This is a genomic window from Paenibacillus sp. FSL R5-0519 (assembly GCF_037974275.1).
Taxonomy (GTDB): Bacteria; Bacillota; Bacilli; order Paenibacillales; family Paenibacillaceae; genus Paenibacillus.
On the sequence record NZ_CP150234.1, the window covers coordinates 5,430,782 to 5,455,568 of the forward strand.

The following is a 24,787-nucleotide window of genomic DNA, read 5'->3' on the forward strand; positions in this document are numbered from 1 at the left end:
TTATTATTATTATTGCTGATCAGCGATTACAAAATCCTCTCTCTTTCGTTCAATATAATCTGCAATCTCACTTATGGACTCCTGGTACCAACGGTTAATTTGTTGCAAAGTAGCTGTTGCATTATAAGCAATCGGGGTAAAAGACTGACTTTCGCTCGTTGCTATATGGGTCTGGAACATCTGAATCGAAGCTTGTGCATCGTTGGAAAATCCGCTCAAGCTCAGTCTCATTTCCCGGGCAGACTGAGCTAATTCTTCCGGTGTTAATTGAATCTTACCACCACCAGAATTACCTACTCCCGATATAAACGAAGCTACTGCACCAGACATCACATTAGAGAACACAGCCATTGCTTTCTGGTGGGCAGTCCATCTTGGAGAAATATCAAGTGTCTTTCCCGTACTACGATTGATTAACGGACCAATTAAGTTGCCATCCTTATCAAACTCATATTGCTTCATGGAATGGTACCCCTTGCCTTCGTCCTTCGAGAAGGAATCCAATAATCTAACGATATTTCCAATGTACAGCTTATCCAGATCTACTCTACTCCAACGTCATGAACCAACATCGGCGAGCCTGCACCGAGAGGTTGAAAAGGGACCTTTAACTGTAATTGAAACTTCCAGTTCTGATACATCGCATTAGCGGTGTCAAAATCCTGTCCCTTGTACACCGTAAGTCCAACGTGCCTGTCATATTCACTTACTCCGCCAGCTCCTACAGAATCACTCGGATGAACCACTTTAACCATTTTGTTGTCAAAGTGACCTTCATTCACCTTAGCCAAACTTATATCATCCAACAGATTCATTACACTTGGAGCACTGTATGTCATACCAGATACATCATGACGAGCAGCTACATATTGAGCCAAACCACCGCCAAGAGAATGGCCTGTTAGCGAAATATCTGAATCCGGGTATGCTTTCTGTACTACCTCATACAATTCTTCAGCTTGATTAAACTGATTGTTTTCCCAGCTTGAATTATCCATCATGAGTTTGAATGGACTATTTTTGAAGATATTATGACGCTCTGGATCGGTTATGGAATCTTCAAGCCTTCTCGTTCTGCCCCCTACGACATCCAAAGCATCCGTCTCCCAGTCCGCGATTTTATCTGTCAGCTTCCCTTCCGGTTCAGTCCCGCGATAACCGATGACAATCTGATCTGTAAGATCATTCTTTAAAACAACTGCGTCGAACCCAGACTTTCTATGCAATTTTGCTCCATCTGGCTCAATCACTTTCCAATTAGCCGAATCCAATGTATCAGGGTAATCTCCTTCATTCAAATTAAGATAGGCCAGTTCTGAAATTTCCTTATATGTTTTATCAGTTATATAGGTATCCATAAAAACTCCTCTCTGTTTACTGAACTAAAAAGTTAAAGTATATTTATAAAGTGTTAAGTTCACATATATAGGAGGTTAAAGAATATTTTAAAAAATATTCAATTTGTATCTATTTCACTTATAATCTTAGCCCTTATATTGGGAGGATGTAATTCTATGCCGAATCAAAACAAAATTATTGAAGAAGCAACTCAAGTGGGTCATCAATACTTTATTGATCACTATAATACTGAAGTGGAATTCACTGATCATAAATTTATGCCAAAAGATCTTAGTCACAATATCAGTTTGAGTGGTCATGTTAAAAATAATAAAGAAACCGAAATCACCATCCTCATTGATTATGACACGTTTGAAGTCCAAACAGCCGTTGTACCGAAAGAGCTACTTGACCAAAAAATCAAGTAGGTTCCCACAAGGAGTAGTAGATATGCTTATTATTAAATATCGTACACCTCTAACCCTATTAATATTGATTAGTATAAGTATCACTGTATCTATGGAATTGATGTTGAGTTTACAGGCCACAAGTTCATTCCGCCTGACTTGTCTCATACGGTGTCACTGACGGGATATGTAAAAGGAAATAAAACTCAGGAAATATTTTCAATGGTTGATTATGATACTTATGAAGTGAAAACAGGCTCAGTGCCTGATGGTATCAAACCGCTTAAGTAGATGTTGAGCCTATAAGAATTGATACTACCCAAGAGCCTTGTAGAGATGCATGGCTCTTTATACGTGATTGGAAGTCGTACACAATAAATCCCATCCTCTTTTTTCCAAAGAAGTAGAACTATTATATTGTATTTGCTCTGTATCTTATATACCCCATCGAATAAATGAGTATATAGTCTTTATTACTCTTCTCCGTATTAAATATGACCCATAATAAATGGTAGCACGTTGTTACCAGAACATTATCACCCTATTTCACAATTACGTCAGAGCCGTTGCACTTTGTTACATGCCAAAGGTTAGACAGTGACGAGTAGTCCTGACCAACTCCCCTCACTGTCTAACCTCACTCCTCTGCTACTCACCCGCACCCAGATACGTCAGTAACGCCGCGAGTGTCATTACAATAAAAATGTGAACCCATACGTTGGCTGCTCCATACGACATATTGAAAAAACCTAGATAGCTAAAAGAATCGCCTCCGTAACTACCCATTTGGAATATGAGTAGCATACACAGCAAAATACTGAACACGACCACGGTCAGCGCTCCGGCTTTTAACCTTCTATCCTCATCCATTCGAAAAATCAACAAAGCACCAAATACGAGCGCAATAAAAAACACAATAAATAACATACGGACTTGATCTCTCCTTATCTCTCTAGTTGCCTGCTACTCTACCCATAGAGATACCCAGATGAACATCGTGAATAACAAGATGGGCACCAGAGCACCTGTGGATAAGATAATCCATAATGTCGCGGGCTTGATCCTTTGGCAGTATGCATCGACTTTGCGCATCCGATCTTTACGCCATTTGGCGAATCTGAGTTGTCTGATCATCCGATTGAGAACGATATGCCGATCCTCGCCCTCTTCGAATTCTTCGATCGCACGCCGCATCTCCTCGTATAATTGAGCCTCTTCCTGCCCAGTTACTGTAGGTGTAATCATCTGATCCTTCCTCCCATAAGCACATTATTGAGATACAACCACTACTTAAATAACACATTACGGCCCTTCAAAGTTTGAAGTTTTTTTCAAAAATGGAACAAACCAAAAAGCCCGGGCATGGCCCGGACTTCCTTGAATTATAACTATTTATTTATATACTGTTTAGTTTACATTAGGCAATCAATGCATTCAGGCACACCGCACCCTGTGCACGCACATTAACAACAATAATTGGCGTGTCCAACATGTCGTGCATCCAAGACATATACTCTTCCACTTTTTCGTTCGGAAGAATTGTAAGGATAACCCCTGCGAATCCACCACCATGAATACGACAAGCGCCATCACCCAGGTTTTGCAGATAATTCTCGGTGAGTGCCAGCGCGATACCAATCTCTTGCTCCTTCACAGCACCACTCTGATACACGTTCTGCAGCCACTTCCATGACGAGTTACCAGACGCTGTAATCAGTTTTAGGAAATCAGCAAAACGTCCATCACGCAACGCCTGAACCTCACCATCGACACGATTGTTTTCCTCCAGGAAATGAAGCGCGCGCAGCACGGCACGATCCCCAGCCGCTTCACGAACCTTCTTGAGGTTGGCGTAGATGGCGTCTGCTGTAATTTCCCGAACATACTCACTGCCCAGCGCCTGGGCAACCGCTCTCATCTCATTGGGCACAGCCGCGTAATCTTCCGTTAGATCGGCGTGATTGCCGCCCGTATTTACAATGACCAATGAGTAACCGTTCTGTTGGAAATCCCACTGAACAGGCTCGATCACCGGCTGTGCAGGATTTTCAAAATCAATGGCAATGAGTCCGCCGTACGCACAAGCCATCTGATCCAGCAGACCGGAAGGTTTGTTCCAATAATGGTTCTCTGCATACTGACCGATTTTGGCCAAAGTGACAACATCCATTGCTCCATCATTATAGAAATGATTCAAAATCGTACAGATCAGCATCTCGAATGACGCCGAGGAACTTACGCCTGATGCCGAGAACACGTTACTTGACAGGTACGCCTGGAAGCCGCCGATCTTGTGTCCGAATTCTTTGAAACCCGCAGCCATCCCGCGAATCAATGCTGTTGTGCCATCGTCTTCCGTATTGGGCGTGAGGTCCGTGAGATCGATTACATATTTCTTGTCATAGCCTTCTGAGTAAAAGGTAATTACCGACTCCGCAGTTGGTGCTGCCACTGCAATCGTATCCAGCGTAATGCTGCCCGCCAGCACCTTACCATGGTTATGATCCGTGTGATTACCGCCAATCTCACTGCGTCCTGACGCGCTGAACAGCTTGCTTCCTTCCTGTGCTCCGAAGTATTCTTCGAACGTTGCGTTCAACTTCGTGTAACGTGCAGTCTGTTCCGCTACTTGTGATTGTCCATACATTTGGGCAAGCAAGGCTTGACCCTCCGTGGATTGGATCAGATTCAATGGTTGTGTCGTCATTAATAGTCCTCCTATGGATGTGCAGCTTTTATTTTTGGGCTGTTGGTGAACATCGTTGTCGCATCTGTTTCATGCCTTATTCCTCTCCCATTATCTCAGCTTCGCAGCGGAAAAGGTAGGGTAGAATTGAAAGTTTGTAAGCGTTTTGTGAAGTTATTTATTGTAAAAATAGGATTGAAATCCATTTTGCAATAACTTACATTGTTATTAAGTGAAAACACATTATTTCCCATTCTTATTGTAGCTATGCTTTACATCTTATGGCTGGAGGGAACGATGAAAATTAAGTCGAACTATACCAAGTTATTCGGTGCATTTTCGCTTACCTTTTTGGGTGATGGACTTACGCTTGCTGCGGTTCCTTGGCTCATATCCACACTTACAAGCGATACGCTGTATGCCTCTATTACCATGACGGCACTTCGTCTCCCCTGGCTTCTCTTTAGTCTACCCGTAGGTGTTCTCATTGACCGATACTCACGCAAACATATGCTGATTGGAGCTGGCTTTACACGAATGATCCTTCTGCTTGCTCTGACGTTATGTATCTGGGGAGGATGGGTGAGCATTCCGATTCTGGCTCTGTTCATGTTCGGGATTGGCCTTAGCCGGGTCGTATTCGACAGTACGGTGCAGACCGTGATTCCTCAACTGGTAGATGAGAGTAAGTTGGAAAAAGCCAATGGGCAGTTCACCGCCGGACAGTTAATCACAAGTGATATTCTGGGCGTTGCTCTGGGAGGGTTCATTATAACCCTGCATATTGTTTTTCCTTTTGCCATAGACGCGGTAACGGCTGTTATTGCTCTGCTCTTTTTGATCAGTATGAAGGGAAACTTCTACCCAGGAGATACGGAAACAACCAAGAAGCAAGTTCGCCCAATGAAGAATTGGAAACGCGAGATGTGGTCTGGTATTCAATATGTCTATCATGATCGTTTTCTCCGCGGATTAGCCATTCTGTCCGTCACCATTACGCTGATGTATTCGATCATCCTGGCTACTCAGATCTTCTTTGTACGAGACGTGCTTCAGTTGGATGCTTTTGCATTCGGTATGCTCATCTCCATCGCAACCATCGGCAGCATTGTGGGGAGCCAAGCTGTTGCATATATGCGCAAGAAATGGAGTACAAAACAATTGATTATCTCCTCCATTCTGTGCATGGGAATCATCTACGGTGTCGTGGGTCTAACCACGAATGCATATATGGTAGGTAGCCTATATTTCTGTGCTGCATTTTTCATTATTGTCTACAATGTTACCCGTTCCTCCATCCTGCAACGTTCCGTTCCTAATGAGATGCTTGGCCGGGTTGGAAGTGTGTTTCGCTTTCTATCCTTTGGCATTAGTGCCGTCGGTACGCTTCTCGGTGGATTATTGGTGCGGGTTAGTGAAACGACGTTCGATCGCGTATTCTCGCTGCAACTCCCTTATCGCTTGTTAAGCCTGATCTATATCCTGTCTGCGCTGGTATTCACGATGAAGATGAAGAATCATGCAGAGAACCAGCAGCGCAACATCAACGCTTGACTGTTACGTTAGGTCATACTTGATAATGATCTCAAGCGAATAAGAAGGAGAGATCAAGGATGAAGATTACCGCGTTACGTTCAGATCTAATCTATGAGGAGCTCATCCAGGCTGCACCTGATGAGAAATTGGAGTTATACCGCGAGCGTATGATGGGTCCCTTTATGAACAAATGGAACATACAACAGATCCCGTTTCGATCTCAAGACCCTAATGGCTTCGATGTGATCATGATGAATAACTGGTTGAATATCACTCCCGCAGATATCACACCTGAGATTAACGAATCGTTAGCTGCGATCTCGTCTGAAGCATTTTGGCAACATTGTCATGAAGCTGTTCGTACGAGTCTATCTACCTTTACAGATCATGGGATTGAGCTGTCTGTCTCCGAATATCTATATACGATTTTATTAGGCGATAAGAACAGCCCATCACTCACGATGAACGAAGGTATCAGCGGAGATGGTGGAATCCCTGGTTATATTATTGCGAACCTGATCCCCAATAGCTATACTCTACCTCGTATGCAATCCGTGTTAGCCCATGAATGCAATCATAACGTGAGGTATCAATATATCCAGTGGGATCAACATGTTACGCTTGGGGAAATGGTTGTTAGCGAGGGGTTAGCTGAGAGCTTTGCGACATCCCTGTATGGAGAAGAGTTGCTAGGCCCCTGGGTAGCCAAAACGGATATGGAGACTTTGAACAACGGTATCAAACCGCAAATGAAAGACCAGCTGCATGTCACCGGTTTTGACCAGATTAATCCCTATCTTTACGGCGATGAACTTTCCACACTGCAAAATTTCACGCCCGTAGGTATGCCCTATGCGGCTGGTTATGCCTGCGGTTATCATCTAATTCAATACTATCTGACCAAAACAGGTACACCGATCACCGAAGCAACCATCACTCCGGCAAGTGTTATCCTTGCTGAAACAAAGGACTTTTGGAATGAAGACACCCTATTTCACCGTTAAAGATATTATTCAGATCACAGGCATCACCAAACGCGCATTACATTATTATGATAAAACAAATCTCTTAAAACCGAGCAAAGTCGAGGACAATGGCTATCGGTATTACGATCAAGAGGCACTGGGGAATCTACAGATGATTCTGTTGTTCAAAGAAATGAATTTCTCCTTGAAAGACATTGCAGCCATGATGCAGCTTTCGAAAGAAGAACAGAAAGAGATCCTAAGAGAGCACCGCAGTACACTCGTTCAACGCAAACAAAAACTCGAAACCATCATCGAACAGTTGGACGAGTATGTGGATGGGACGGATATCTCTCATCTTCATCTGTTTGACGACTCTTCCATCTTGTCCATTCAAGAGCAATATGAATCCGAGGCAAAGTTCATCTACGGAAATACCGAGAAATATCAGGAATTCGAAGCAAATATGAGCCAGCTGTCTGCGGATGAGCAAGAACAAGCTTACCAGCAGTTCTCGATCAACATGGAGCAGGTATTTCGGGAGTTGGCGAAGCATCAGCATCTGTCCCCTGCTTCTGGTGAGGTGCAAGTGTTGGTGGAAGAATGGAAGGGTTATCTGGAGCAGTTTATGAGTTGTGATGCTGAGATTCTGAGGTGTATCGCTGAAGCCTACACAACGGATCGTCGCTATGCGGGTTATTTTGATCAGTTTGGTGATGAGAATTTTTTGAGGTTTTTGTATCAAGCGATTATGTTTTATGTGGAAAATGAGCTGGTATCAGGTGTGAAAGATGTTAGATGATCTCCGAAAGAACCCACAGAAAAAACTGAACCATGATATCAATTAAACGCCCCATTATGGAAATTTTCTATCTAATAAACCCATGGCTAGAGCACCTTAGCCATGGGTCTGGTGATGAATATTTTAATTTCTAGAAATGTTTTTATCTGAACTCACCAGCTAAATCAACTCCGTCAAATGTAGCCTTTGGATAATAATAAACAAACATAGGTAGGCCTGTGAATGAATCAGACTTATTTAAGGTAAGGAAATCCACTTTTCCAGACGATGTCTGGCTTACTGTATTGTTATAGATTTTACCTATTGCTCCAGTTTCAAAATTTACAATACCCACACAATCAATTTTAACTTCAGCTCGGATGTTTCTTTTTATGCCAGCTGTGTCCCATGCGTCCATATAGAAATTCCAACTATTTTTACCGAATCCGTTATCGTATTCTACATAACCAGTTAAAGCTAATGTTTTATTGTTACCTGTGAAAAATTTCTTTGAGACCGAAAAGACTGATACGTCCCCTTTATTTTGAATATATGTTATATTATTGTTTAAAGCTGAGTTTTCTTTTAAATATTGTGTATCTTCGTCAGAAAATGGTTCGTTCACTTCATACTTATCTAGTATATTTTGTATTTTTAAGGATGTATCTTCCTCACCTGTACTGGCGTGGGCTGAATTAGTAAAAAGAACGGAAATGGATATTGAAACCAAGAATAATGTCAATAACATACTGATCTTCTTCACTTTAAATACCTCCTAAAAATTATTATGAAAGGGGTTTCGACAATGCATATTGTGTGGAATAATATACTTATTCTCGTTGTTAGCCTTCTTATCTTAGCTGGACTAGTTTCTGGCACAATCTACTTTTTAATAAAAAATAGGTCTAAATAGTTCACCTCCTTATGACGATACCACTTCCATATATTATATATTATTCAATAAATTATAATAAAACCCTCTTTTAATATTAATAATATCTAATCTTTTTTAAGTTGATATATTTGTTGTTCGATCTCTCTGCAATTATTAGAAAGTTCCCCTATTCGAATAATATAAGTGAACTGCAAAAAGTTAATTTCAAGTAAGCAAAAAGCGTACCACTATTCCAATGGTACGCTTTTTGCTTTTTCTTCTTGGTAAATTTTTATTTACCAAGTAAAATTTCAGTTTGACTGACTGTATAAGAACTTCTTCTCTACTTACCTGTCCCCCGCTCGAAATAAGCATGCAACCGATACAAACAAATCTCCTTCGTCCAGCGATATAGCAGCCCCTGTTCCTCCGCATCCTTCACCTGCACATTCAGCGAGAACAGGCCATGCTCGAATCGTGTCATGCTGCCCTTCGCCCCACTCCACATAGACATTGGCATGTCGATAATCAGTTTCTCAACCCGTGTTGCCGTCTTATCATTCCATTCCCATAGCGCAAGTTTGCCTTTGTCCGAAAAGTCTTTCCGTTTCCGGTACTCTTTCTCCGTCAGGTACGTATGGAAGAACCTTGCCATCTCCCCCGGTGTGATCGGGTCCATCCAGTGCGCTTCGCCTCGCTCCAACATGTATAGCAGCACGATCATTTTGTAGCTTTTGTTCATGACCGTCTTCTCCACATCACGCAGCCAAGCCTCGTGCCGGACGTACATCTCTCCCTCATATGAGGTCAGCAGCTCTGCCCAATACAGAAACCCAACATACGAACCGAATTCGCTCCGATACCCTATACTCTTCGAACGCCCCATGAGGTGCAGCTCCAGATACGTCGGAATACGCCCCAGTTCTCGCTTCACATCCAGAAAATCCTGATGCAACTTCTCGCGGCGCGGTAGCCGTTTGCGGCTCAGCTCCTGAAGCAGGTACACTACCCGGGTCTCCAGGTGAATCCCACAGTTAGCCGGAAGCTCAGGCACAACCGAATCCATCGTTTTTCCGCTTCGTTCCTCATCTCCGCGCACATCCAGAAGGCTCAGCTTCACATCCGCATTCCGGTAGTTTCCGATCAGGTCGATGATGACACAATGCGATTTGCCCTCTGCCAGTCGTAGACCACGCCCCACCTGTTGGGTGAACACGGTGAGTGACTCCGTTGGACGCACGAACAGTAGCGTATCCACGCGTGGAATATCCGTCCCTTCGTTGAACAGATCTACCGTCAGAACAACCTCCAGCTCACCCGCATCAAGCTGCCGAATGGCTTCCTCCCGCGACATCTCCGATGTACGCGAATGCAAACTAAGTACCTTCACGCCCTGACTTCGGAAATACGCAGCCAAATAATCCGCCTGCCGGATCGACGAGCAAAAGCCAATCGTTCTCGTCTGTTTGTGCCGGACCCAGGCTGCATAGATCGTCTCTACGTGCTCCTCTTGCAATTGAACGGCCATGAGCTGTTCCTCATCATACTTTGTCCCGATCCAGCGAATCTGCGAATAGTCCGTATCGTCGAATACTCCATAATATTGAAATGGCGCCAGCCAACCTCGCCGGATCGCTTCAATAAAATGCATCTGGTACGCCACATTCCCATCACAGAGTGCATACACATCCTTGCCATCCAGTCGATCCGGGGTCGCCGTAATGCCCAGCAGGAACTTCGGCTGAAAATGCTCAATCACTGACATATATGTCTTCGCCGCCGCATGATGGAATTCGTCCACCACGATCAGATCAAATGCATCCATCGCAAAACCATCCCGGTGCTTCTGCATACTCAGCGTAAAGATCGAAGCATACACACAATCCGCCGCCCCATCCTTATACTGACCGTTATATATCCCATGACTGCGCTCCGGCATGATCCGTTGAAAAGACCTCTTCGCCTGAAACAGAATCTCTTCCCGATGCGCCACAAACAACACCCGCTGGAACCGCTGGGCGAAGAAACCCGCCAGATACGTTTTGCCGAGCCCGGTCGCCATAACGACCATCGCCTTATCGTACTGCTCCTCCATCGTGCCATGAAGTGCTTCGAGGGCATCCAACTGAGCATAGCGCGGTTGAATCGGCACCAGCGACAGCTCGGCGGTCTCTTCCTCTTTGTCCTCTGGCAGACTTGTGCCAAATTCCGCTTCTTCCATTTCCATGATGCGCTGGATCATCTCCGGGTTCTTCTGGTGATATTTGCGATACTCTTCCTCATACAGTTCAATCGAATCCGGGTTCACCGGCAAGGTTGTCTCGTGGTAGAAGCTCTGCATGAACTTATCCAAAGCCATCTGGAACGTATATGGCTCCGCCTCCGCATTCATCGCGAGATTCCATTCATACCCCGTCTTCAGCGCCGTGAACGAAAAGTTCGAAGAGCCGACGATCAGTAGTCCTTCGCCGTTGTCATGATCGAACAGATACGCTTTCGGGTGAAAAGAAGTGCCCATACTTCGCCACAGCCGTGCTTCAATTCGTGGATCGACCTCACAGAGCGCCCGTAAGCCCTCCGGCTGCGTGATATACAGATAGTCTCCCGCGAGCATCCGTACTTCTGCCCCACGCTCCGCTGCCCGCTTTAAGTGCGGCGCAAGCAACTTCACACCAGACTGCATGATAAAGGACGTCATAATATAAATCCCGGATGCATTTTGCATCCGGGCAATCAGTTCGTCTGCCAAGTTATCTGTAATGAGTTTAACGTTAAGCTTCGTCGACATCGATCAGATACACCCGTTCCTGGAATCCACCGCGCGCCTCCGCTTTGTCTGCCCGTAGTTTATCCAATTGTGCTGCATTGGCACCGTGTACCTCTGCCAGCGCCCGGATCACTTCGAGGATGTCGGCCAGTTCTTCCAGTGCTTCCTGATCGCTTGCTGCACTCATGTATTCTTCCGATTCTTCTTGCAGCTTTGTTCTTAGTTCTTGCTTATATTCCTCAGGGTCCAGAATGCGTGTGCGGCATTCCTTGCCACTGGATGTGATAATATGCGGAATCTTGTCCCGCACCAATTTGTTGTATGTAGGCATGTGGTATAACATCCTTTCTGCTGTGAGAGCCTTCAAGCCTCGCGCCAGAATCTCCCTTTTTGCCATTATACCATTTGCTATGGGGAGGGATGGGTTGATTTAATAGAAAACAATCCATAAACACACCAATGGGCACGCCGTCAACAATGCCGCTGTAAAACTGATCTGTGCCGCGACTCGTCCTCCGGTAAACTCTTGCCGTGAAAAGAACATCCAGATCGAGAGGTACGTAGCGCCTAGTGGGAATGAAATTATCCCGCTAAACGTACTCGGTTCCATATACCCAGTCATCATGCTTTTACCAATTAGGATTAGAGTAACCAATTCCATTATAGATAATATGAAAAACGCGATAGCAATTACCTTTTTCAAAAGGTACACCTACTTTCCAGATGCAAAGCAAAGAAATCCCTTGTAATCTCTGCTTCATATATCCTTTATTTGGATGATGTCATCTTGTAAGCGTAACATAGATCAATCAAACATTTAACCCAAATGATCAATTAAAAAAAACATCTTACCCTGATGAATCATCCTTCAATCGAGTGGCTAACTCGTCCAATATCTCTTCTGTTCGTTGAAGAAGCTTTTCAATGTTGTCCAGTTCTATCGGTTGGTCATATGGGTAATCTGCTAGGGAAGAGATATGTTGTATCGTACCGATGAACAAGGCAATATCCAATCCGGGTTCAGTATCCGTATGCACTAGAGGCAAGATTACGTTCATGGTGAGTTCCTTGGGGAGATGTATTGATTGATACTTATAGATATATAGCGCCTTGATCATTGAGGCTAAAGCCCAATCACATAGGATGAGGCAGGCTTTGAACTGATTGTGATTACGCATGATGGTGGCAAGTTTGAGATGATACTTAGCATGTTGGTGATAGTCCAATATTGTAGTATGTAGCATATGGTAAGCAGGAGTTTGTTTGGATCTAGGTTGTGTGGAGATATCATGGTCTTGCAAACGTGGGGTAAAATCTACTTGGTGATTACAATGTGCTTCGGTTATGGACCAATTTCTTGCCATTGTCATCCCTCCAAAGAGTTAATACCAGTATTATACAATAAAATGATACCTATAGTAATCAAATAATTATTTTGTATTCTTCGTTTGGTGTTTACCTTGAGAAAACTTGTCTACACTTTTGAACATAGAGAGGTGAATACCGTGAACGAGGACAGAGAAGTTTTGAAGCTGGTCGGAGCCAGAATTCGCGCACTACGGAAAGAAAGAGGGTATTCACAGGAATCCCTCGGAGAAAAAGGCGGATTTCATTTTTCATACATAGGACAGATCGAACGTGGAGAAAAGAATGTTTCTTTGGTGAACCTTGCAAAGATCGCTGAGTCCCTTGAAGTGAACTTAATTCAATTATTTGCGTATGTAGAGGAAGAGTTTGAAGTAACTGAAGATGAGAAGCAAATCAAGGAAATTGTACAACTACTAAGAGACTCTAATTCAGAACATATACGAACCGCCAAAAATGTTATAAAAGGAATATTGATGTAAAAAACAACAACCCTATCTCTCCATTATTGGAATGATAGGGTTTCTTCGATACGCAAAATCTATAATACATTTTAAGTTTTCTACTTTTTAAGTGACATGATTTACAAGAAGCTAATGCATCACTGCTTTAATGGAACATTTGCCATCACCTATATATCAGTTTTTCTCTATATATAGTATTCTATTTCCCCCTCCTTATTTTTCAATAATTTCAGTAAATGGATTTTCTCGGAGAGTAATTTAGAACGCTCTTCGGTACGGAAAATTGTAGCATCATTTATATACTCACAATTTCCAAGTAAAAAATGATCCTTATCAAGGAGATGATAAATAAACCATTTTATTTCCTCATCTTCCTGATCTAGAACATAAAAACACTCATAAGCATACCTAGTAAACTTTTCTCTGAGTTGTGTGAAGGTCATTATTATTAATAGTACAAACATGGAACTTGAGAAACACAACGTAATTAAACTCAGTGTTAAATTAATTAATAACACTTCTGGTTTGTCCATAGTTAACACTAAACTACCTTCTGCTATATTACTGGCTAAGAAACTTGGGAGCACGGAGAAAAAACATAATGTTTGTAACGTAAGTACGATTAATGTGAATGTAAGATTCTTTGACCTTGATAACCTTTTATCGAAAATACTTTTTTGTGTAAGGCTAACATATAAGACAGTAAAATAAAAAATTGTTCCAATGATTGAAATACAAAATGTAAAATATTCATTAACACCAAGATTGTAATATAACACTGTCAGAAAAACAGAAAAAATAGAGCCTATCATAACATAAAAGATGTAATTCGATATTTTTATCAAAGTTCTCTTTTCTTTTGATGAAATTAACCTTTCGATCTTGGATGAAGTTAACGAAGTTATTACCTGATTTTTCTTAAAAAAAGTTCACATAAAGCTAAGAATAGCAACAATCCCGCCCACTCCGCCTAATTTAGATAAAAATTGTGCATCCAAAATTCTATCCCACATGACCTTGCCTCCACACATATTCTAATACTGCTAGTTTTCAAACAATACACTTATTCGCCACCGCTACCATCTTCGCAGGCATCTCTTCCCTTAACCGCCATACAAAGCTCATTGGTTTGTTCCCCTCATGACTCACATAATCGGCTTCGCCCAGGAAAACAAAGGGAGACGTATAGCCATGCTCCTCCTTATATTCCCGCACGAACAGCGCAATCCGGTTGCCTGTCTCGCGGTGATGAATATACCGCTGCGCGGTAGCCGTATGCTCTGATACCCGGCTCTGTGTCTGCCAGTGGAATAGCCGCTCATTAATCGCATAATCCTCATACAGCGTAGATGGTGAGAAATCTTTGTCCGATTTGTTCAATGTAATGAAGAAGATATCGGTCTGTTCATCGGCAAAATACTTCACGCCTTCACGGAAGGCGGGTGATTGCTGGGCATTCCAGTAGCCGAAGGCGGCAAGCACTTGGTCGATGGAGTACATACAGTGGATATCCAGTGGACAAGTGTACGGGAACGAATTGCTTTTATCCACAAATCGCAGATGACCCAGATTATATTTGAAAATATCCACAAGCTCTTCTCGAAAAGCCCCACAAGACAGTACACGCTGTACTCCCTCTTCGATGCTGCTCAACCCTAGTTTCTCAGGCGCAGCCCGATGGAAGGTGTAATAGAACATGATCAACATGCGCCGTTCATCGGCGGTGGTTGCTTCTTTGCCTTTTTCAATAAAGTCGATCAGGAACGTCAGCCAACTTCGGGAGTTGATCGTCAACACAGAGGGCAATCTGCGGATGTACTCTTCGTGTTCATCTTCAATAGGTGCTGTTAATCCGGCTTCGGCCAACAGGCCGTGAAAATACCTTCTCCCCGTACGTCCACCATACAATTCATAGAGAGTCATCCCGTGATGTTCCACAAAATGAGCCAAGGTCAGCGGTAGTCCGGTGTCTTGCTGGAACGTTTGAAGTTTCTGGATCAACGCTCTGCGATTACGACTCATCTGCTTGAGGTTGCGCATGATGTATTCTTTCGCTTGTTTTTCCAATTGAATGAACGTGCCACGTGGCAGGTTCGAGAAGCCATTCTCGACGTAGTACGAGATGGAATGTTTGGTCGCGCCGATCAGGGCGCGGAATTTATCCTGGAACCTGTATTCCTGATGCGCTTGTCCGATGAAGTCGAGCACGGTCAGGCACTCTTTGCCGTCCGCCATCCGTAGTCCACGTCCCAACTGTTGCAGGAATACGGTCAGACTCTCGGTAGGGCGCAGGAACAGGATGGTGTTCACCTCAGGGATATCCACGCCCTCATTGTACAGATCCACGACAAAGACCATGCGCAGTTCCCCGTTCACTAGCTGTCCTTTCGCAGAATGACGTTCCTGTTCACTCGACCCGCCATGCAGGGCTATGGATGGAATGCCGGCTTCGTTAAATATTTTTGCCATATACATCGCATGATCCACCCCTACGCAGAACCCAAGCCCCTTCACATCGTCCAGATCGGTTACGTATTTGTTCAGACTTTGGATGATCTGGTTGGCACGGATTTTGTTATGAGTATAGAGCTTCTCCAGTTCGTTCAGATCGTAGCCTTTCCGCGACCACTTTACCTGGGATAGGTCGACAGTATCGGTGACGCCAAAATACTGGAAAGGACTCAGTAGTTTCCGGTCAATCGCATCGGTTAGACGGATCTCGGCGGCAATCGTATGATCGAAGTAGGCGGTAATGTCTTTGCCATCCATCCGTTCAGGGGTCGCGGTTAATCCTAATAAAATCTTCGGTTCGTAGTGGGACAACAGCTTCTGGTACGAAGGCGCAGCGGCATGGTGGAATTCATCCACAATGATGTAATCGTAATAGTCTGGGCTGGTGATCTCCGTCAGCTTCATGGAGTTAAGGCTCTGAATGCTGACAAACAGGTGGTCCAGTGCCTCCGCCCGATGACTTCCCACATGCAGCTCGCCAAAGTTCATATCCTTCAGGATATACCGGAACGTGTCCCGGCTTTGCTTTAAGATTTCTTCTCGATGGGCGACAAAAAGAAGCTTGGCTCCCACGTGGCTTGCCCGGAACCGCTTGTAGTCGAAGGCAGAGATGACCGTTTTGCCGACGCCTGTGGCGGCGACGATCAGGTTGCGGGTTCTTCCGTACAGCGTACGCTCGGCGTGCAGCTGCTCCAGCACTTCTTTTTGATAATCGTAAGGCTGGATATCGAGGTGGAAGTGGTTAGATTGATCTTTTTTACGATTCAGAGCCCCCTTCAACTGTGCCTCATGTCCTTCATCCTCAGCTACATACCGCGTGAATTCGCGGTCATTCCAATAACTCTCGAAGGTCGCTTCAATCTTGCGCAGCACGTCGAGTGAATCCTTCTCCGTCACCTTGAGGTTCCACTCCATACCACTGGTCAGCGCCGGGTTGGACAGGTTGGAAGAGCCGACATAGGCGGTGGTGAATCCAGTATCACGGTGGAAAATGTACGTTTTGGCGTGCAGCCGGGTCACTTTGGTATCATACGAAATCTGGATCTCTGTATTAGGTAATTTGCTAAGTTCAGTAATAGCCTTGAGGTCGGTTGCCTCCATATAGGTGGTCGTGATGATCCGTAGTTTCCCACCGCCCGCTGTGAATTGTTGAAGCTGTTCCAGCAGCAGGCGAAGCCCGCTGAATTTGATAAATGACACCAGCCAATCGATTCGATCGGCGGTCACAATCTCCTTTTGCAACTCCAATAACATACTCGGTTCAGACTTCGCACCTGTGAATAAAGAGCTTTGGGAGATGGGCGTATCTGGACGAACGATTCGGGTATCCCGGACCGCACGGATGCTGTTCAACTTGGAATACACATGGGTCAACACTTCCCCCTGCTCATCCAGTTGTAATTCGTTGTACTCTTCTTCCCCCAGCGTGCCTTTGAGAGTAGCAATAATCTCATTACACGTTCGGATCTGTGCCAACACTGCCGTCTTATCTTCCGTCTGTTCCCGTACAATCTTGAGCGCTCGCCGGGTCACCCCCGCCAAATACGTGGACAGCAGTTTGCGCGCTTCCTCTGCATCCAACTTCTCGGTCCCAATTGTTATACACATCCGGGTCCAGCGCCGAAATCTCCTGTCTGGTGATGGTGTTGATAAGCTGTTCATATATGCCTTGTTTCATGAATGTACCTCGTGTGGGTGTAGGATGGTTGTGGATCGTTCTCTATGTATATGGTGAGTTAGATAATTGGTATAACTAAGTATGGCCTCAACTATATTATCGTCTAGCATGGAAATAATTTCATTAGTTCTTTAGATGGAGCAGCAAAAAGCACCCCTACTTGTTACTCCAGTAGAAGTGCTTTTACGATAAAAGGATACACTGAAGCACCTTCGAAACTAATAACAGTACATTTATTTCAGTTCCATAACCCAGGGACCTTTTAAAATTGAGTAAACTTCATCAATTTTCAAAGTTATCTCATTCTTGTTTTCTGCTACTTCGAGTATCATACTCTCCATAGTTCCTTTGTTTTTATCCAATGTGTAGTTAACTGATTTGAAGTTTGATGGAAAAAAGTATACCAGCTTATCGCTAACAGAAGATGTTCCATCTACACTGACATTAAGTTTGATTGTTTTCTCATCCAAACGTTCTATCTCTTTTATCTCAACCACTGCGTCATCTATCTCAATCTTGCCTCCAACCAATGCTGAATTCTCATTTGGTATTTGAACTTTCAGATCAACGGGTTTACTTAATGTTTTCCTAACCAATAATTCTGGTACATTAAGATACACATCCGATTCTTTCACAATCTTATTATAAGAGAACTGGTTTCCACCTGATAAAAGGTCCTGTTCAATATTTATATTCATTTTTTCTCCTTTCTCATTTGTAAAATAAGGAGATTGAATTAACTGATTTTTTTTCAACCCATATGACTCAATATGAATATTAGAGGCATGATTTGGAACCAGCGTTATTCTATTCCTGAAATCGTCCTGTTCTTTTATAGCTGTTAATTTGATTTCGCTAGACTTCATCGTGGCTCCGAGCTCTTCAAAAGATGATACTCCCTCGGATTTATTTAAATTAAAAAATATTACATCATCATCATATATTAACTTCATTTTATTCGTAACTACAACGACTCCTTCATTTTGAAAAGTTCCCTTCCAACTTTCTTGAGTTGAACTCATTGCGATATTTTCAAAATTATACTTCTCACCATACTCATTTTCTATAGTAAAAGAGAATGTCTTTGGTGTAGTTCCAAATACAACAATTTGTGATTTTTCAGGGGTTACAAGCATACCTTTAAGTTCAATTTCACCATCTTCACCGACATAATTTACATGATCCGATAAAACATAATAATCTCCTTGTTCATTTTCCACGCTTACAGTTCCGATTCCAGGAACAAAGTGAATCAGTTGCATAATCTGAGCTCTTAATTGTGGTGAATATACTACAGAAACAAACAACGTAAGAACCGCCACCGCGACTCCTATTTTCCACTTATTAATTTTCCACTTTTTATTGAGCCTCTTCGTTTCATTACAAGCAGAATCATAACTATGCTCTTGATTTAAATTCAGTTTCCTGAAAGTCTTTTCTCGGATTCGATTTAGCGTGTCATCATTAATAAATACATCTTCACTTACAGGAACGTCGCTAAACTCACCTAATGCATCATCAATACTTAATTCGTCAAGTAATTGCTCATAGATTTTTTGTTCATCAGATTTCATGAATGTTCTCTCCATTCTTGAAACTCTATTTTCAATCTTTTTTTCATCAGTTCCCTTACCCTACGCAAGCGATTTTCTACAGCCTTTGTCGTCAGATTTAATTTTCCGGCTATGGAGTCCATAGATTCATAATAAAAATACTTCATTAAAAATATATTCTTATCTACCGAACTTACAGAATTTAAAATTTCAAGCACACTTTCAATCTGGGATTTTCGTAAAACTTCATCCAATGTATTGGTTTGGCTCGGTATATAATCTTTAAGTTCTTGAACATTATATTTTTGTTTTAATTTTCTTTTATAATCTAAAGCCTTATATTTTGCCAGTATAAAAATCCATGTCTTTAAAGATCCTTTTGAGGAATCAAAACTTTCAATTTTATTCCATACATCGACAAATACATCACTTACACACTCTTCAATATCCTCTTTGTTAGCCTGCCCCCCTAAAATCCTAAAAATAAGACTATATACTGGAGAGCTGAGTTCAAGTATGAGGGATTCAAGAACATCTGTATCCTTTTTAATGAGTTTTCTCAGGGTATCATCTTGTTGGGACGTTCCCATTGTATCCCTCCCAATATCTTTTGTTTGAATTTTCAAAACATAATGATTACCTTATACAATTATTTTGCATGCAATATCACGTCCATTAAACTTATTATTGTCTTACAATTGACTAAACGTGGAAAACATTACTCAAGCAATTGTCTTATATATATTACTACGCGATGTAAATTCAAAATCCCTCACATTTTTTTTGACATAATTATACATTTTATAGGTAATCCCTCCCTATTATGTTATTAGTCACTTTTCACTATTCCATTTAATGTGATTGAAAGATAATATTGTTATTGAGTGAACTCAAATGAAATCCGGCCGTTTTTCATTACAAATTCTAGGGAGGCTGTTGTATTGAGAATTAAAACTAAAAAAATCATGATACCTTTTTTAACTTTAGCCTTAAGCGTTGTTTTCACTTCAACTTCATTTGCTGATTCTCAAGAAAATGAGAAAATTTACGAAAAAGTAAGTAATAATCCTGCTTTTAAAATTATATCTCCTAATAATTCAGGTAGCTTTTCATTTACAAATGCCCCAGATGTAGATCAACAGACTTATAATCAGGCCATTCAAGAGATTGAAGCTTTACGAATGAGGGAAATGATCAAAGAACAAAATACCATTTCTCCCCAAGCTTCAATTGAATATACTTACTATAGAAGTGCAGAAGGAACAGACCCTCTTAAAAAACTTAAAGCATCACATCATGATACTGTAAAGTACTATGCTGGCGATCTAATTACTAATGACCTGGTTGTTTGGTCAGGGAACTCATATTCATTTTTGAATTCAGATACACGAGCCAATACAATTAATCAATCAGATGAGTTCTCAGTGACTGGACAAAAAGGAAGCGGATTAGGCTTTTCATGGCCTGCTTCAGGATCAGTTAATTTTGAGCCTGGAAACAATTCAGCTCAAATTGTTTGGGATGAACTTACTGATGGTAAGCAATATGATTATCAAAACTATTACTCCGGTGTACGAGCTGAGTTCTATAATATTTCTTATAGCACCCATAGCACTACTGCAAGATATAGAGTAGGTAACACTGGATATTTATCTACTGCTACAAGTAACGTTGATTTTCCAGGATAAATTATTACGGAGGATGAGGGGGGATTAGTCCCCCCTTTTAAATGGAGGGCAACATGAGAAAGTATGTAATTACTTTAATTATTTCTATGATAATTATAATATTAATATATTCCTACAATAAATTTATTTTTGTTGGTTCAAAAGATGTTATCATTGACCATAACAATGTGAAAATCGAATATGATCCCTTCTCATCGGTAATTAAAAAAGATGAATTGAATAAAATTTTAAAGAATTCATACTATGAAGGAAATAATCTTGATACCTTTAGCAGTCTAAGTATTAATAAAAACTCCCCAGATTTATATTATACATATTGGGCATTAAAAACCTTAAACGAATTAGGATACGAAACAAATAAACTCGTCAATAATAAAGATAAACTTCTTCCTTTATTTAACAAATTCGATAATAGATTATCCAATCTTGAAAACATCGAAATGCTTTCATATATCAACAAAGACTTGAAAGTTTCGAATAATTTTGACTACCAAAATTTGCTTTTTAACTTATATGACCCTAACGAACATCTTTTTTATTTTGATAATATCAATGAATCAATGGAAGAGAAAATTGCTGCCACTTCTGTAGCAATTAACATCATAACCAATCTGGAAATAAAAGATTTAAGAATACAGGAAATGAAAAATAAATTGTTAGAAATGATGCTAGATGATAGATATTTCACTTCTAACTCAATTTATGAGAATATTATTAACAATGGAGGATTAATCATAAACTCTTTGCATAAACTAGGTTACACTAGTACCGTGCTGGATGGAGAAACATTGGTTAAAAGGAAAGCTTGGCTCAAACATTGGAATGAAAATTCAAATGAGTTAGATACAGAGTGGTCTGACTTGGCCGTATTAATTGAATTGAATAATATTAATGATTTTTTCGTATCAGATTATAAAAGAAGCAACAAAGAAAATCTTGAACAATTTGTAAGAAAACATCCAGATTTCTATGGTATAGGAACTAACGAACAATATTTCACTATTCAACCACCATACGTCTTTCAACTCATCTTGCTTTCTAAAAAAGCAAGTTCTGAGTTTCCTTACAACCAAAAAACCTTAGATTTTTATAAAGGTTTTATTAGTAGTAATTTCACAAAATATCATTCTCCTGAAATTAATCTAAATGAAGTTTATTACGGATTAAAATTATCCAGAAGTTCTAATTTCGCTTTTGATTCAAGAAAACTTCAAAATCTGCTAAAAGATCAATCTATTCTAGTTTTTAGAAATATTTTAAATAATAATGATACGGATCACTTGGGTAATATTTATTTTTTAATTAAGAGTTTTGATGAAATAGGTTTGAAATTCACTGATTCTGAAATTTCATCAATTGAATCGTATTTAAATAGAATAGATTTTAGTAATGTAAATAAAGAATCAGCAGAAAGTTATGTCTCAAATTTAAATTACACTTTGAGAATATCCAGTATCTTTGGTTTCAAACAAAAAGAATCGCTCATTACTGCGACTAGTGAAATTTTTAATCTTTTAAATGAAGACCAAAAAAGAGAACTTTCTAATCAACTATATTATATATCCTGTTATTTAAAACTACAGGACGCAGATTACTATTTCTCATTGTCTGAAGAAAAATTTAGAACAGATATGGGGACTAATAACACAACAACAACCTCTCTTTTGTTAGGAGCAACTACAATTTTAGATAAAAGGGAGCTCGCTAATAACGAAAAGTTAGCTTTGCGAGAATATTTAATAAGAAACTCTACAAATTTCACAAGTAGTGTGGAACCTAATAAACTGACATTAAGAATCCTATATGAAGCTATGATTTTAGACACATACTCTAAATAACGGCAGTTGAGACAGATCAACGGTATCGGTGACGCCAAACTATTGGAAAGGACTCAGTAACTTCCGGTCAATTGCATCGGTTAGACGGATCTCGGCGGCAATCGTATGATCGAAGTAAGCGGTAATGTCTTTGCCATCCATCCGTTCCGGTGTTGCAGTAAGTCCTAGCAAAATCTTCGGTTCGTAGTGGGACAACAGCTTCTGGTACGAAGGCGCAGCGGCGTGATGGAATTCATCCACAATGATGTAATCGTAATAGTCTAGGCTGGTGATCTCCGTGAGCTTCATCGCGTTAAAGCTCTGAATGCTAACAAACAAGTGGTCCAGCGCCTCCGCTCGGTGATTCCCGACATGCAGCTCACCAAAGTTCATATCCTTCAGAATATACCGGAACGTGTCACGGCTTTGCTTCAAGATTTCTTCCCGATGGGCGACAAAAAGCAGCTTTGCTCCCGCATGGCTTGCCCGGAATCGCTTGTAGTCAAAGGCAGAGATGACCGTTTTGCCAACGCCTGTGGCGGCGACGATCAGGTTGCGGGTTCTTCCGTACAGCGTACGCTCGGCGTGCAGCTGCTCCAGCACTTCTTTTTGATAATCGTAAGGCTGGATGTCGAGGTGAAAGTCGTTTGGGTGATCTTTTTTGCGATTCAGAGCCGCCTTCAACTGTGCCTCGTGTCCCTCATCCTCAGCCACATATCGCGTGAATTCGCGGTCATTCCAGTAACTCTCGAAGGTCGCTTCAATCTTGCGCAGCACATCGAGTGAATCCTTCTCCGTCACCTTGAGGTTCCACTCCATACCACTGGTCAGCGCCGGGTTGGACAGGTTGGAGGAGCCGACATAGGCGGTGGTGAATCCAGTATCACGGTGGAAAATGTACGTTTTGGCGTGCAGCCGTGTCACTTTGGTATCATACGAAATTTGGATCTCTGTGTTAGGTAGTTTGCTAAGTTCAGTAATAGCCTTGAGGTCGGTTGCCTCCATATAGGTGGTCGTGATGATCCGTAGTTTCCCACCGCCCGCTGTGAATTGTTGAAGCTGTTCCAGTAGCAGGCGAAGCCCACTGAATTTGATAAATGACACCAGCCAATCGATCCGATCGGCGGTCACGATCTCCTTTTGCAGCTCCAATAACATACTCGGTTCGGACTTTGCACCTGTGAATAAAGAGCTTTGGGAGATCGGCGTATCTGGACGAACGATTCGGGTATCCCGGACCGCCCGAATGCTGTTCAGCTTGGAATACACATGGGTCAACACTTCCCCCTGCTCATCCAATTGCAATTCGTTGTACTCTTCTTCCCCCAGTGTGCCTTTCAGCGTAGCAATAATCTCATTACATGTTCGGATCTGCGCCAACACTGCCGTCTTATCTTCCGTCTGTTCCCGCACAATCTTGAGCGCTCGCCGGGTCACCGCCGCCAAATACGTGGACAGCAATTTCCGTGCTTCCTCTGCATCCAGCTTCTCGGTCCCAATGTTATACACATCCGGGTCCAGCGCCGAAATCTCCTGTCTGGTGATGGTGTTGATAAGCTGTTCATATATACCTTGTTTCATGAATGTACCTCGTGTGGGTGTAGGATGGTTGTAGATAGTTCTTTATGTATATAATGAGCTGCAAGTTGTTTCTTCTATATTATCGACCAATTGGTGGAAGATTTCATTAGTTGTTTGATTTCATAGGAAAAAGCACCTCTACTTTTGGTTTGGTAGAAGTGCTTTTCTATGAATACGATTATGCGAAATATTAACCTAATGATCTACAGATTATTATATATCAATCGGATCTTTCTCAACAAATTTTTCATACCAATTGTTTAATGGAAAATGTGAGACTTGTGTAATTTCTAGAGAGAGTGGTTTGATGGTAAAAGAGCCCCCCCGTTCAAAAAGTATAATTAACGGTTCATATATGTCTAGATACTGGCTGATGCTCGGAGTATTCTCTGCGTACTTCGCCAACTGTAGATAGTATTCAAATAATCTTTTCACATATGAGTTTTGATTCAAATATGCGACAGCCTCCGAACTACAATAAGCTGAAATATCTAATTCCTCTTCTTGATCTCCTAGCAGTTTCGCCACATTTGTAAATGCAGGTGGCATAGGCTTCAGCTGCTCCGCTTTATAAAATTGAGCCATTCTTCTGAGAAATTCATATCCGAGTTTAGTATCCTCCTCAGAGATAACAGTACCTACTAAGGCCCAATTTATATTATTTAGTTTGGATACTGCATTTTCCAATAACATTCTGTTTCACCTCAACATTTAGTATTCAATCTTATTATCGTAGTACTTGCTAGTATCCTTTTTTCCATAAAAATGCACCTCTA

The 24,787-nt window shown here is 41.7% G+C and carries 20 protein-coding genes and 2 pseudogenes; 7 read left to right on the top strand and 15 right to left on the bottom strand.

Features of this window, described 5'->3' with window-relative positions:
* Window positions 1–9: 9 nt before the first annotated feature.
* On the bottom strand, window positions 10–462 hold the full coding sequence (locus MKY73_RS24485; RefSeq protein ID WP_339303818.1) for a hypothetical protein: 453 nt from the start codon (window positions 460–462) through the stop codon (window positions 10–12).
* Window positions 463–542: 80 nt separating this feature from the next.
* Complete coding sequence (locus MKY73_RS24490) at window positions 543–1,358, bottom strand: hypothetical protein (RefSeq protein ID WP_339303819.1); 816 nt, start codon at window positions 1,356–1,358, stop codon at window positions 543–545.
* Window positions 1,359–1,514: 156 nt separating this feature from the next.
* Between MKY73_RS24490 and MKY73_RS24495 the strand changes: the two genes are divergently transcribed.
* Window positions 1,515–1,766 (top strand): hypothetical protein, encoded by a 252-nt coding sequence (locus MKY73_RS24495; RefSeq protein WP_339303820.1) that lies wholly within the window; start codon window positions 1,515–1,517, stop codon window positions 1,764–1,766.
* Window positions 1,767–2,393: 627 nt separating this feature from the next.
* Here the strand turns inward: MKY73_RS24495 and MKY73_RS24500 are convergent.
* The 3 genes from MKY73_RS24500 to MKY73_RS24510 form a co-directional block, all read right to left on the bottom strand.
* On the bottom strand, window positions 2,394–2,672 hold the full coding sequence (locus tag MKY73_RS24500; protein ID WP_339303821.1) for a hypothetical protein: 279 nt from the start codon (window positions 2,670–2,672) through the stop codon (window positions 2,394–2,396).
* A 36-nt stretch (window positions 2,673–2,708) separates the two neighbouring features.
* Entirely contained in the window at window positions 2,709–2,990 is a 282-nt protein-coding gene (locus MKY73_RS24505; RefSeq protein WP_339303822.1) for a hypothetical protein, read from the bottom strand.
* Window positions 2,991–3,162: 172 nt separating this feature from the next.
* Window positions 3,163–4,452 (bottom strand): galactokinase family protein, encoded by a 1,290-nt coding sequence (locus MKY73_RS24510; protein ID WP_339303823.1) that lies wholly within the window; start codon window positions 4,450–4,452, stop codon window positions 3,163–3,165.
* Window positions 4,453–4,728: 276 nt separating this feature from the next.
* Here MKY73_RS24510 and MKY73_RS24515 point away from each other — a divergent pair, with 276 nt between their 5' ends.
* From MKY73_RS24515 to MKY73_RS24525, 3 genes are read left to right on the top strand one after another with little or no spacing between them, the layout of a single operon-like run.
* Complete coding sequence (locus MKY73_RS24515) at window positions 4,729–5,985, top strand: MFS transporter (RefSeq protein WP_339303824.1); 1,257 nt, start codon at window positions 4,729–4,731, stop codon at window positions 5,983–5,985.
* Between the two features lie 59 nt (window positions 5,986–6,044).
* Complete coding sequence (locus tag MKY73_RS24520; protein ID WP_339303825.1) at window positions 6,045–6,971, top strand: DUF2268 domain-containing protein; 927 nt, start codon at window positions 6,045–6,047, stop codon at window positions 6,969–6,971.
* On the top strand, window positions 6,946–7,734 hold the full coding sequence (locus MKY73_RS24525) for a MerR family transcriptional regulator (RefSeq protein WP_339303826.1): 789 nt from the start codon (window positions 6,946–6,948) through the stop codon (window positions 7,732–7,734). Before MKY73_RS24520 ends, MKY73_RS24525 begins: the two co-directional genes overlap by 26 nt.
* Before the next feature lie 142 nt (window positions 7,735–7,876).
* On the opposite strand, the gene MKY73_RS24530 is transcribed toward MKY73_RS24525, so the two are convergent.
* The 4 genes from MKY73_RS24530 to MKY73_RS24545 form a co-directional block, all read right to left on the bottom strand.
* A complete protein-coding gene (locus tag MKY73_RS24530) occupies window positions 7,877–8,476 on the bottom strand; it encodes a hypothetical protein (RefSeq protein WP_339303827.1) in 600 nt (199 codons plus the stop codon).
* 454 nt (window positions 8,477–8,930) lie between these two features.
* The gene (locus MKY73_RS24535) at window positions 8,931–11,375 is read right to left on the bottom strand and encodes a DEAD/DEAH box helicase family protein (RefSeq protein WP_339303828.1); all 2,445 of its coding nucleotides are present in this window, start codon (window positions 11,373–11,375) and stop codon (window positions 8,931–8,933) included.
* The gene (locus MKY73_RS24540) at window positions 11,359–11,685 is read right to left on the bottom strand and encodes a nucleoside triphosphate pyrophosphohydrolase (protein ID WP_339303829.1); all 327 of its coding nucleotides are present in this window, start codon (window positions 11,683–11,685) and stop codon (window positions 11,359–11,361) included. The genes MKY73_RS24535 and MKY73_RS24540 overlap by 17 nt, the downstream gene beginning before the upstream one ends.
* A 517-nt stretch (window positions 11,686–12,202) precedes the next feature.
* Entirely contained in the window at window positions 12,203–12,718 is a 516-nt protein-coding gene (locus tag MKY73_RS24545) for a HEPN domain-containing protein (RefSeq protein ID WP_339303830.1), read from the bottom strand.
* Window positions 12,719–12,859: 141 nt separating this feature from the next.
* Here MKY73_RS24545 and MKY73_RS24550 point away from each other — a divergent pair, with 141 nt between their 5' ends.
* A complete protein-coding gene (locus MKY73_RS24550; protein WP_315794627.1) occupies window positions 12,860–13,201 on the top strand; it encodes a helix-turn-helix transcriptional regulator in 342 nt (113 codons plus the stop codon).
* Window positions 13,202–13,368: 167 nt separating this feature from the next.
* Here MKY73_RS24550 and MKY73_RS24555 read toward each other — a convergent pair whose 3' ends face one another.
* From MKY73_RS24555 to MKY73_RS24570, 4 genes and pseudogenes are all read right to left on the bottom strand, one after another.
* A complete protein-coding gene (locus MKY73_RS24555) occupies window positions 13,369–13,725 on the bottom strand; it encodes a hypothetical protein (protein WP_339303831.1) in 357 nt (118 codons plus the stop codon).
* Between the two features lie 508 nt (window positions 13,726–14,233).
* Window positions 14,234–17,372, bottom strand: a pseudogene (locus MKY73_RS24560) (DUF3427 domain-containing protein).
* A 233-nt stretch (window positions 17,373–17,605) separates the two neighbouring features.
* Complete coding sequence (locus tag MKY73_RS24565; protein ID WP_339303832.1) at window positions 17,606–18,946, bottom strand: hypothetical protein; 1,341 nt, start codon at window positions 18,944–18,946, stop codon at window positions 17,606–17,608.
* A complete protein-coding gene (locus MKY73_RS24570; RefSeq protein ID WP_339303833.1) occupies window positions 18,943–19,515 on the bottom strand; it encodes a sigma-70 family RNA polymerase sigma factor in 573 nt (190 codons plus the stop codon). Before MKY73_RS24570 ends, MKY73_RS24565 begins: the two co-directional genes overlap by 4 nt.
* Before the next feature lie 351 nt (window positions 19,516–19,866).
* On the opposite strand from MKY73_RS24570, the gene MKY73_RS24575 reads away from it, so the two are divergent.
* Both MKY73_RS24575 and MKY73_RS24580 read left to right on the top strand, forming a co-directional pair.
* Window positions 19,867–20,613, top strand: coding sequence for a hypothetical protein (locus MKY73_RS24575; RefSeq protein WP_339303834.1), 747 nt, complete (start codon window positions 19,867–19,869; stop codon window positions 20,611–20,613).
* A gap of 53 nt (window positions 20,614–20,666) precedes the next feature.
* Entirely contained in the window at window positions 20,667–22,451 is a 1,785-nt protein-coding gene (locus MKY73_RS24580; RefSeq protein WP_339303835.1) for a hypothetical protein, read from the top strand.
* 42 nt (window positions 22,452–22,493) lie between these two features.
* Here MKY73_RS24580 and MKY73_RS24585 read toward each other — a convergent pair.
* A pseudogene (locus MKY73_RS24585) lies at window positions 22,494–24,011 on the bottom strand (DEAD/DEAH box helicase family protein); the annotation flags it as partial.
* Window positions 24,012–24,224: 213 nt separating this feature from the next.
* The gene (locus MKY73_RS24590) at window positions 24,225–24,704 is read right to left on the bottom strand and encodes a hypothetical protein (protein WP_339303836.1); all 480 of its coding nucleotides are present in this window, start codon (window positions 24,702–24,704) and stop codon (window positions 24,225–24,227) included.
* Between the last annotated feature and the right edge of the window lie 83 nt (window positions 24,705–24,787).

Bases quoted from the DNA above. Each gene is read 5' to 3' on its own strand.
- MKY73_RS24540 (WP_339303829.1), bottom strand. From the start codon at position 11,685: ATGCCTACATACAACAAATTGGTGCGGGACAAGATTCCGCATATTATC.
- MKY73_RS24545 (WP_339303830.1), bottom strand. From the start codon at position 12,718: ATGGCAAGAAATTGGTCCATAACCGAAGCACATTGTAATCACCAAGTA.
- MKY73_RS24565 (WP_339303832.1), bottom strand. From the start codon at position 18,946: ATGAAATCTGATGAACAAAAAATCTATGAGCAATTACTTGACGAATTA.
- MKY73_RS24570 (WP_339303833.1), bottom strand. From the start codon at position 19,515: ATGGGAACGTCCCAACAAGATGATACCCTGAGAAAACTCATTAAAAAG.
- MKY73_RS24580 (WP_339303835.1), top strand. From the start codon at position 20,667: ATGAGAAAGTATGTAATTACTTTAATTATTTCTATGATAATTATAATA.
- MKY73_RS24520 (WP_339303825.1), top strand. From the start codon at position 6,045: ATGAAGATTACCGCGTTACGTTCAGATCTAATCTATGAGGAGCTCATC.
- MKY73_RS24485 (WP_339303818.1), bottom strand. From the start codon at position 462: ATGAAGCAATATGAGTTTGATAAGGATGGCAACTTAATTGGTCCGTTA.
- MKY73_RS24490 (WP_339303819.1), bottom strand. From the start codon at position 1,358: ATGGATACCTATATAACTGATAAAACATATAAGGAAATTTCAGAACTG.
- MKY73_RS24495 (WP_339303820.1), top strand. From the start codon at position 1,515: ATGCCGAATCAAAACAAAATTATTGAAGAAGCAACTCAAGTGGGTCAT.
- MKY73_RS24590 (WP_339303836.1), bottom strand. From the start codon at position 24,704: ATGTTATTGGAAAATGCAGTATCCAAACTAAATAATATAAATTGGGCC.
- MKY73_RS24535 (WP_339303828.1), bottom strand. From the start codon at position 11,375: ATGTCGACGAAGCTTAACGTTAAACTCATTACAGATAACTTGGCAGAC.
- MKY73_RS24505 (WP_339303822.1), bottom strand. From the start codon at position 2,990: ATGATTACACCTACAGTAACTGGGCAGGAAGAGGCTCAATTATACGAG.
- MKY73_RS24500 (WP_339303821.1), bottom strand. From the start codon at position 2,672: ATGTTATTTATTGTGTTTTTTATTGCGCTCGTATTTGGTGCTTTGTTG.
- MKY73_RS24510 (WP_339303823.1), bottom strand. From the start codon at position 4,452: ATGACGACACAACCATTGAATCTGATCCAATCCACGGAGGGTCAAGCC.
- MKY73_RS24515 (WP_339303824.1), top strand. From the start codon at position 4,729: ATGAAAATTAAGTCGAACTATACCAAGTTATTCGGTGCATTTTCGCTT.
- MKY73_RS24525 (WP_339303826.1), top strand. From the start codon at position 6,946: ATGAAGACACCCTATTTCACCGTTAAAGATATTATTCAGATCACAGGC.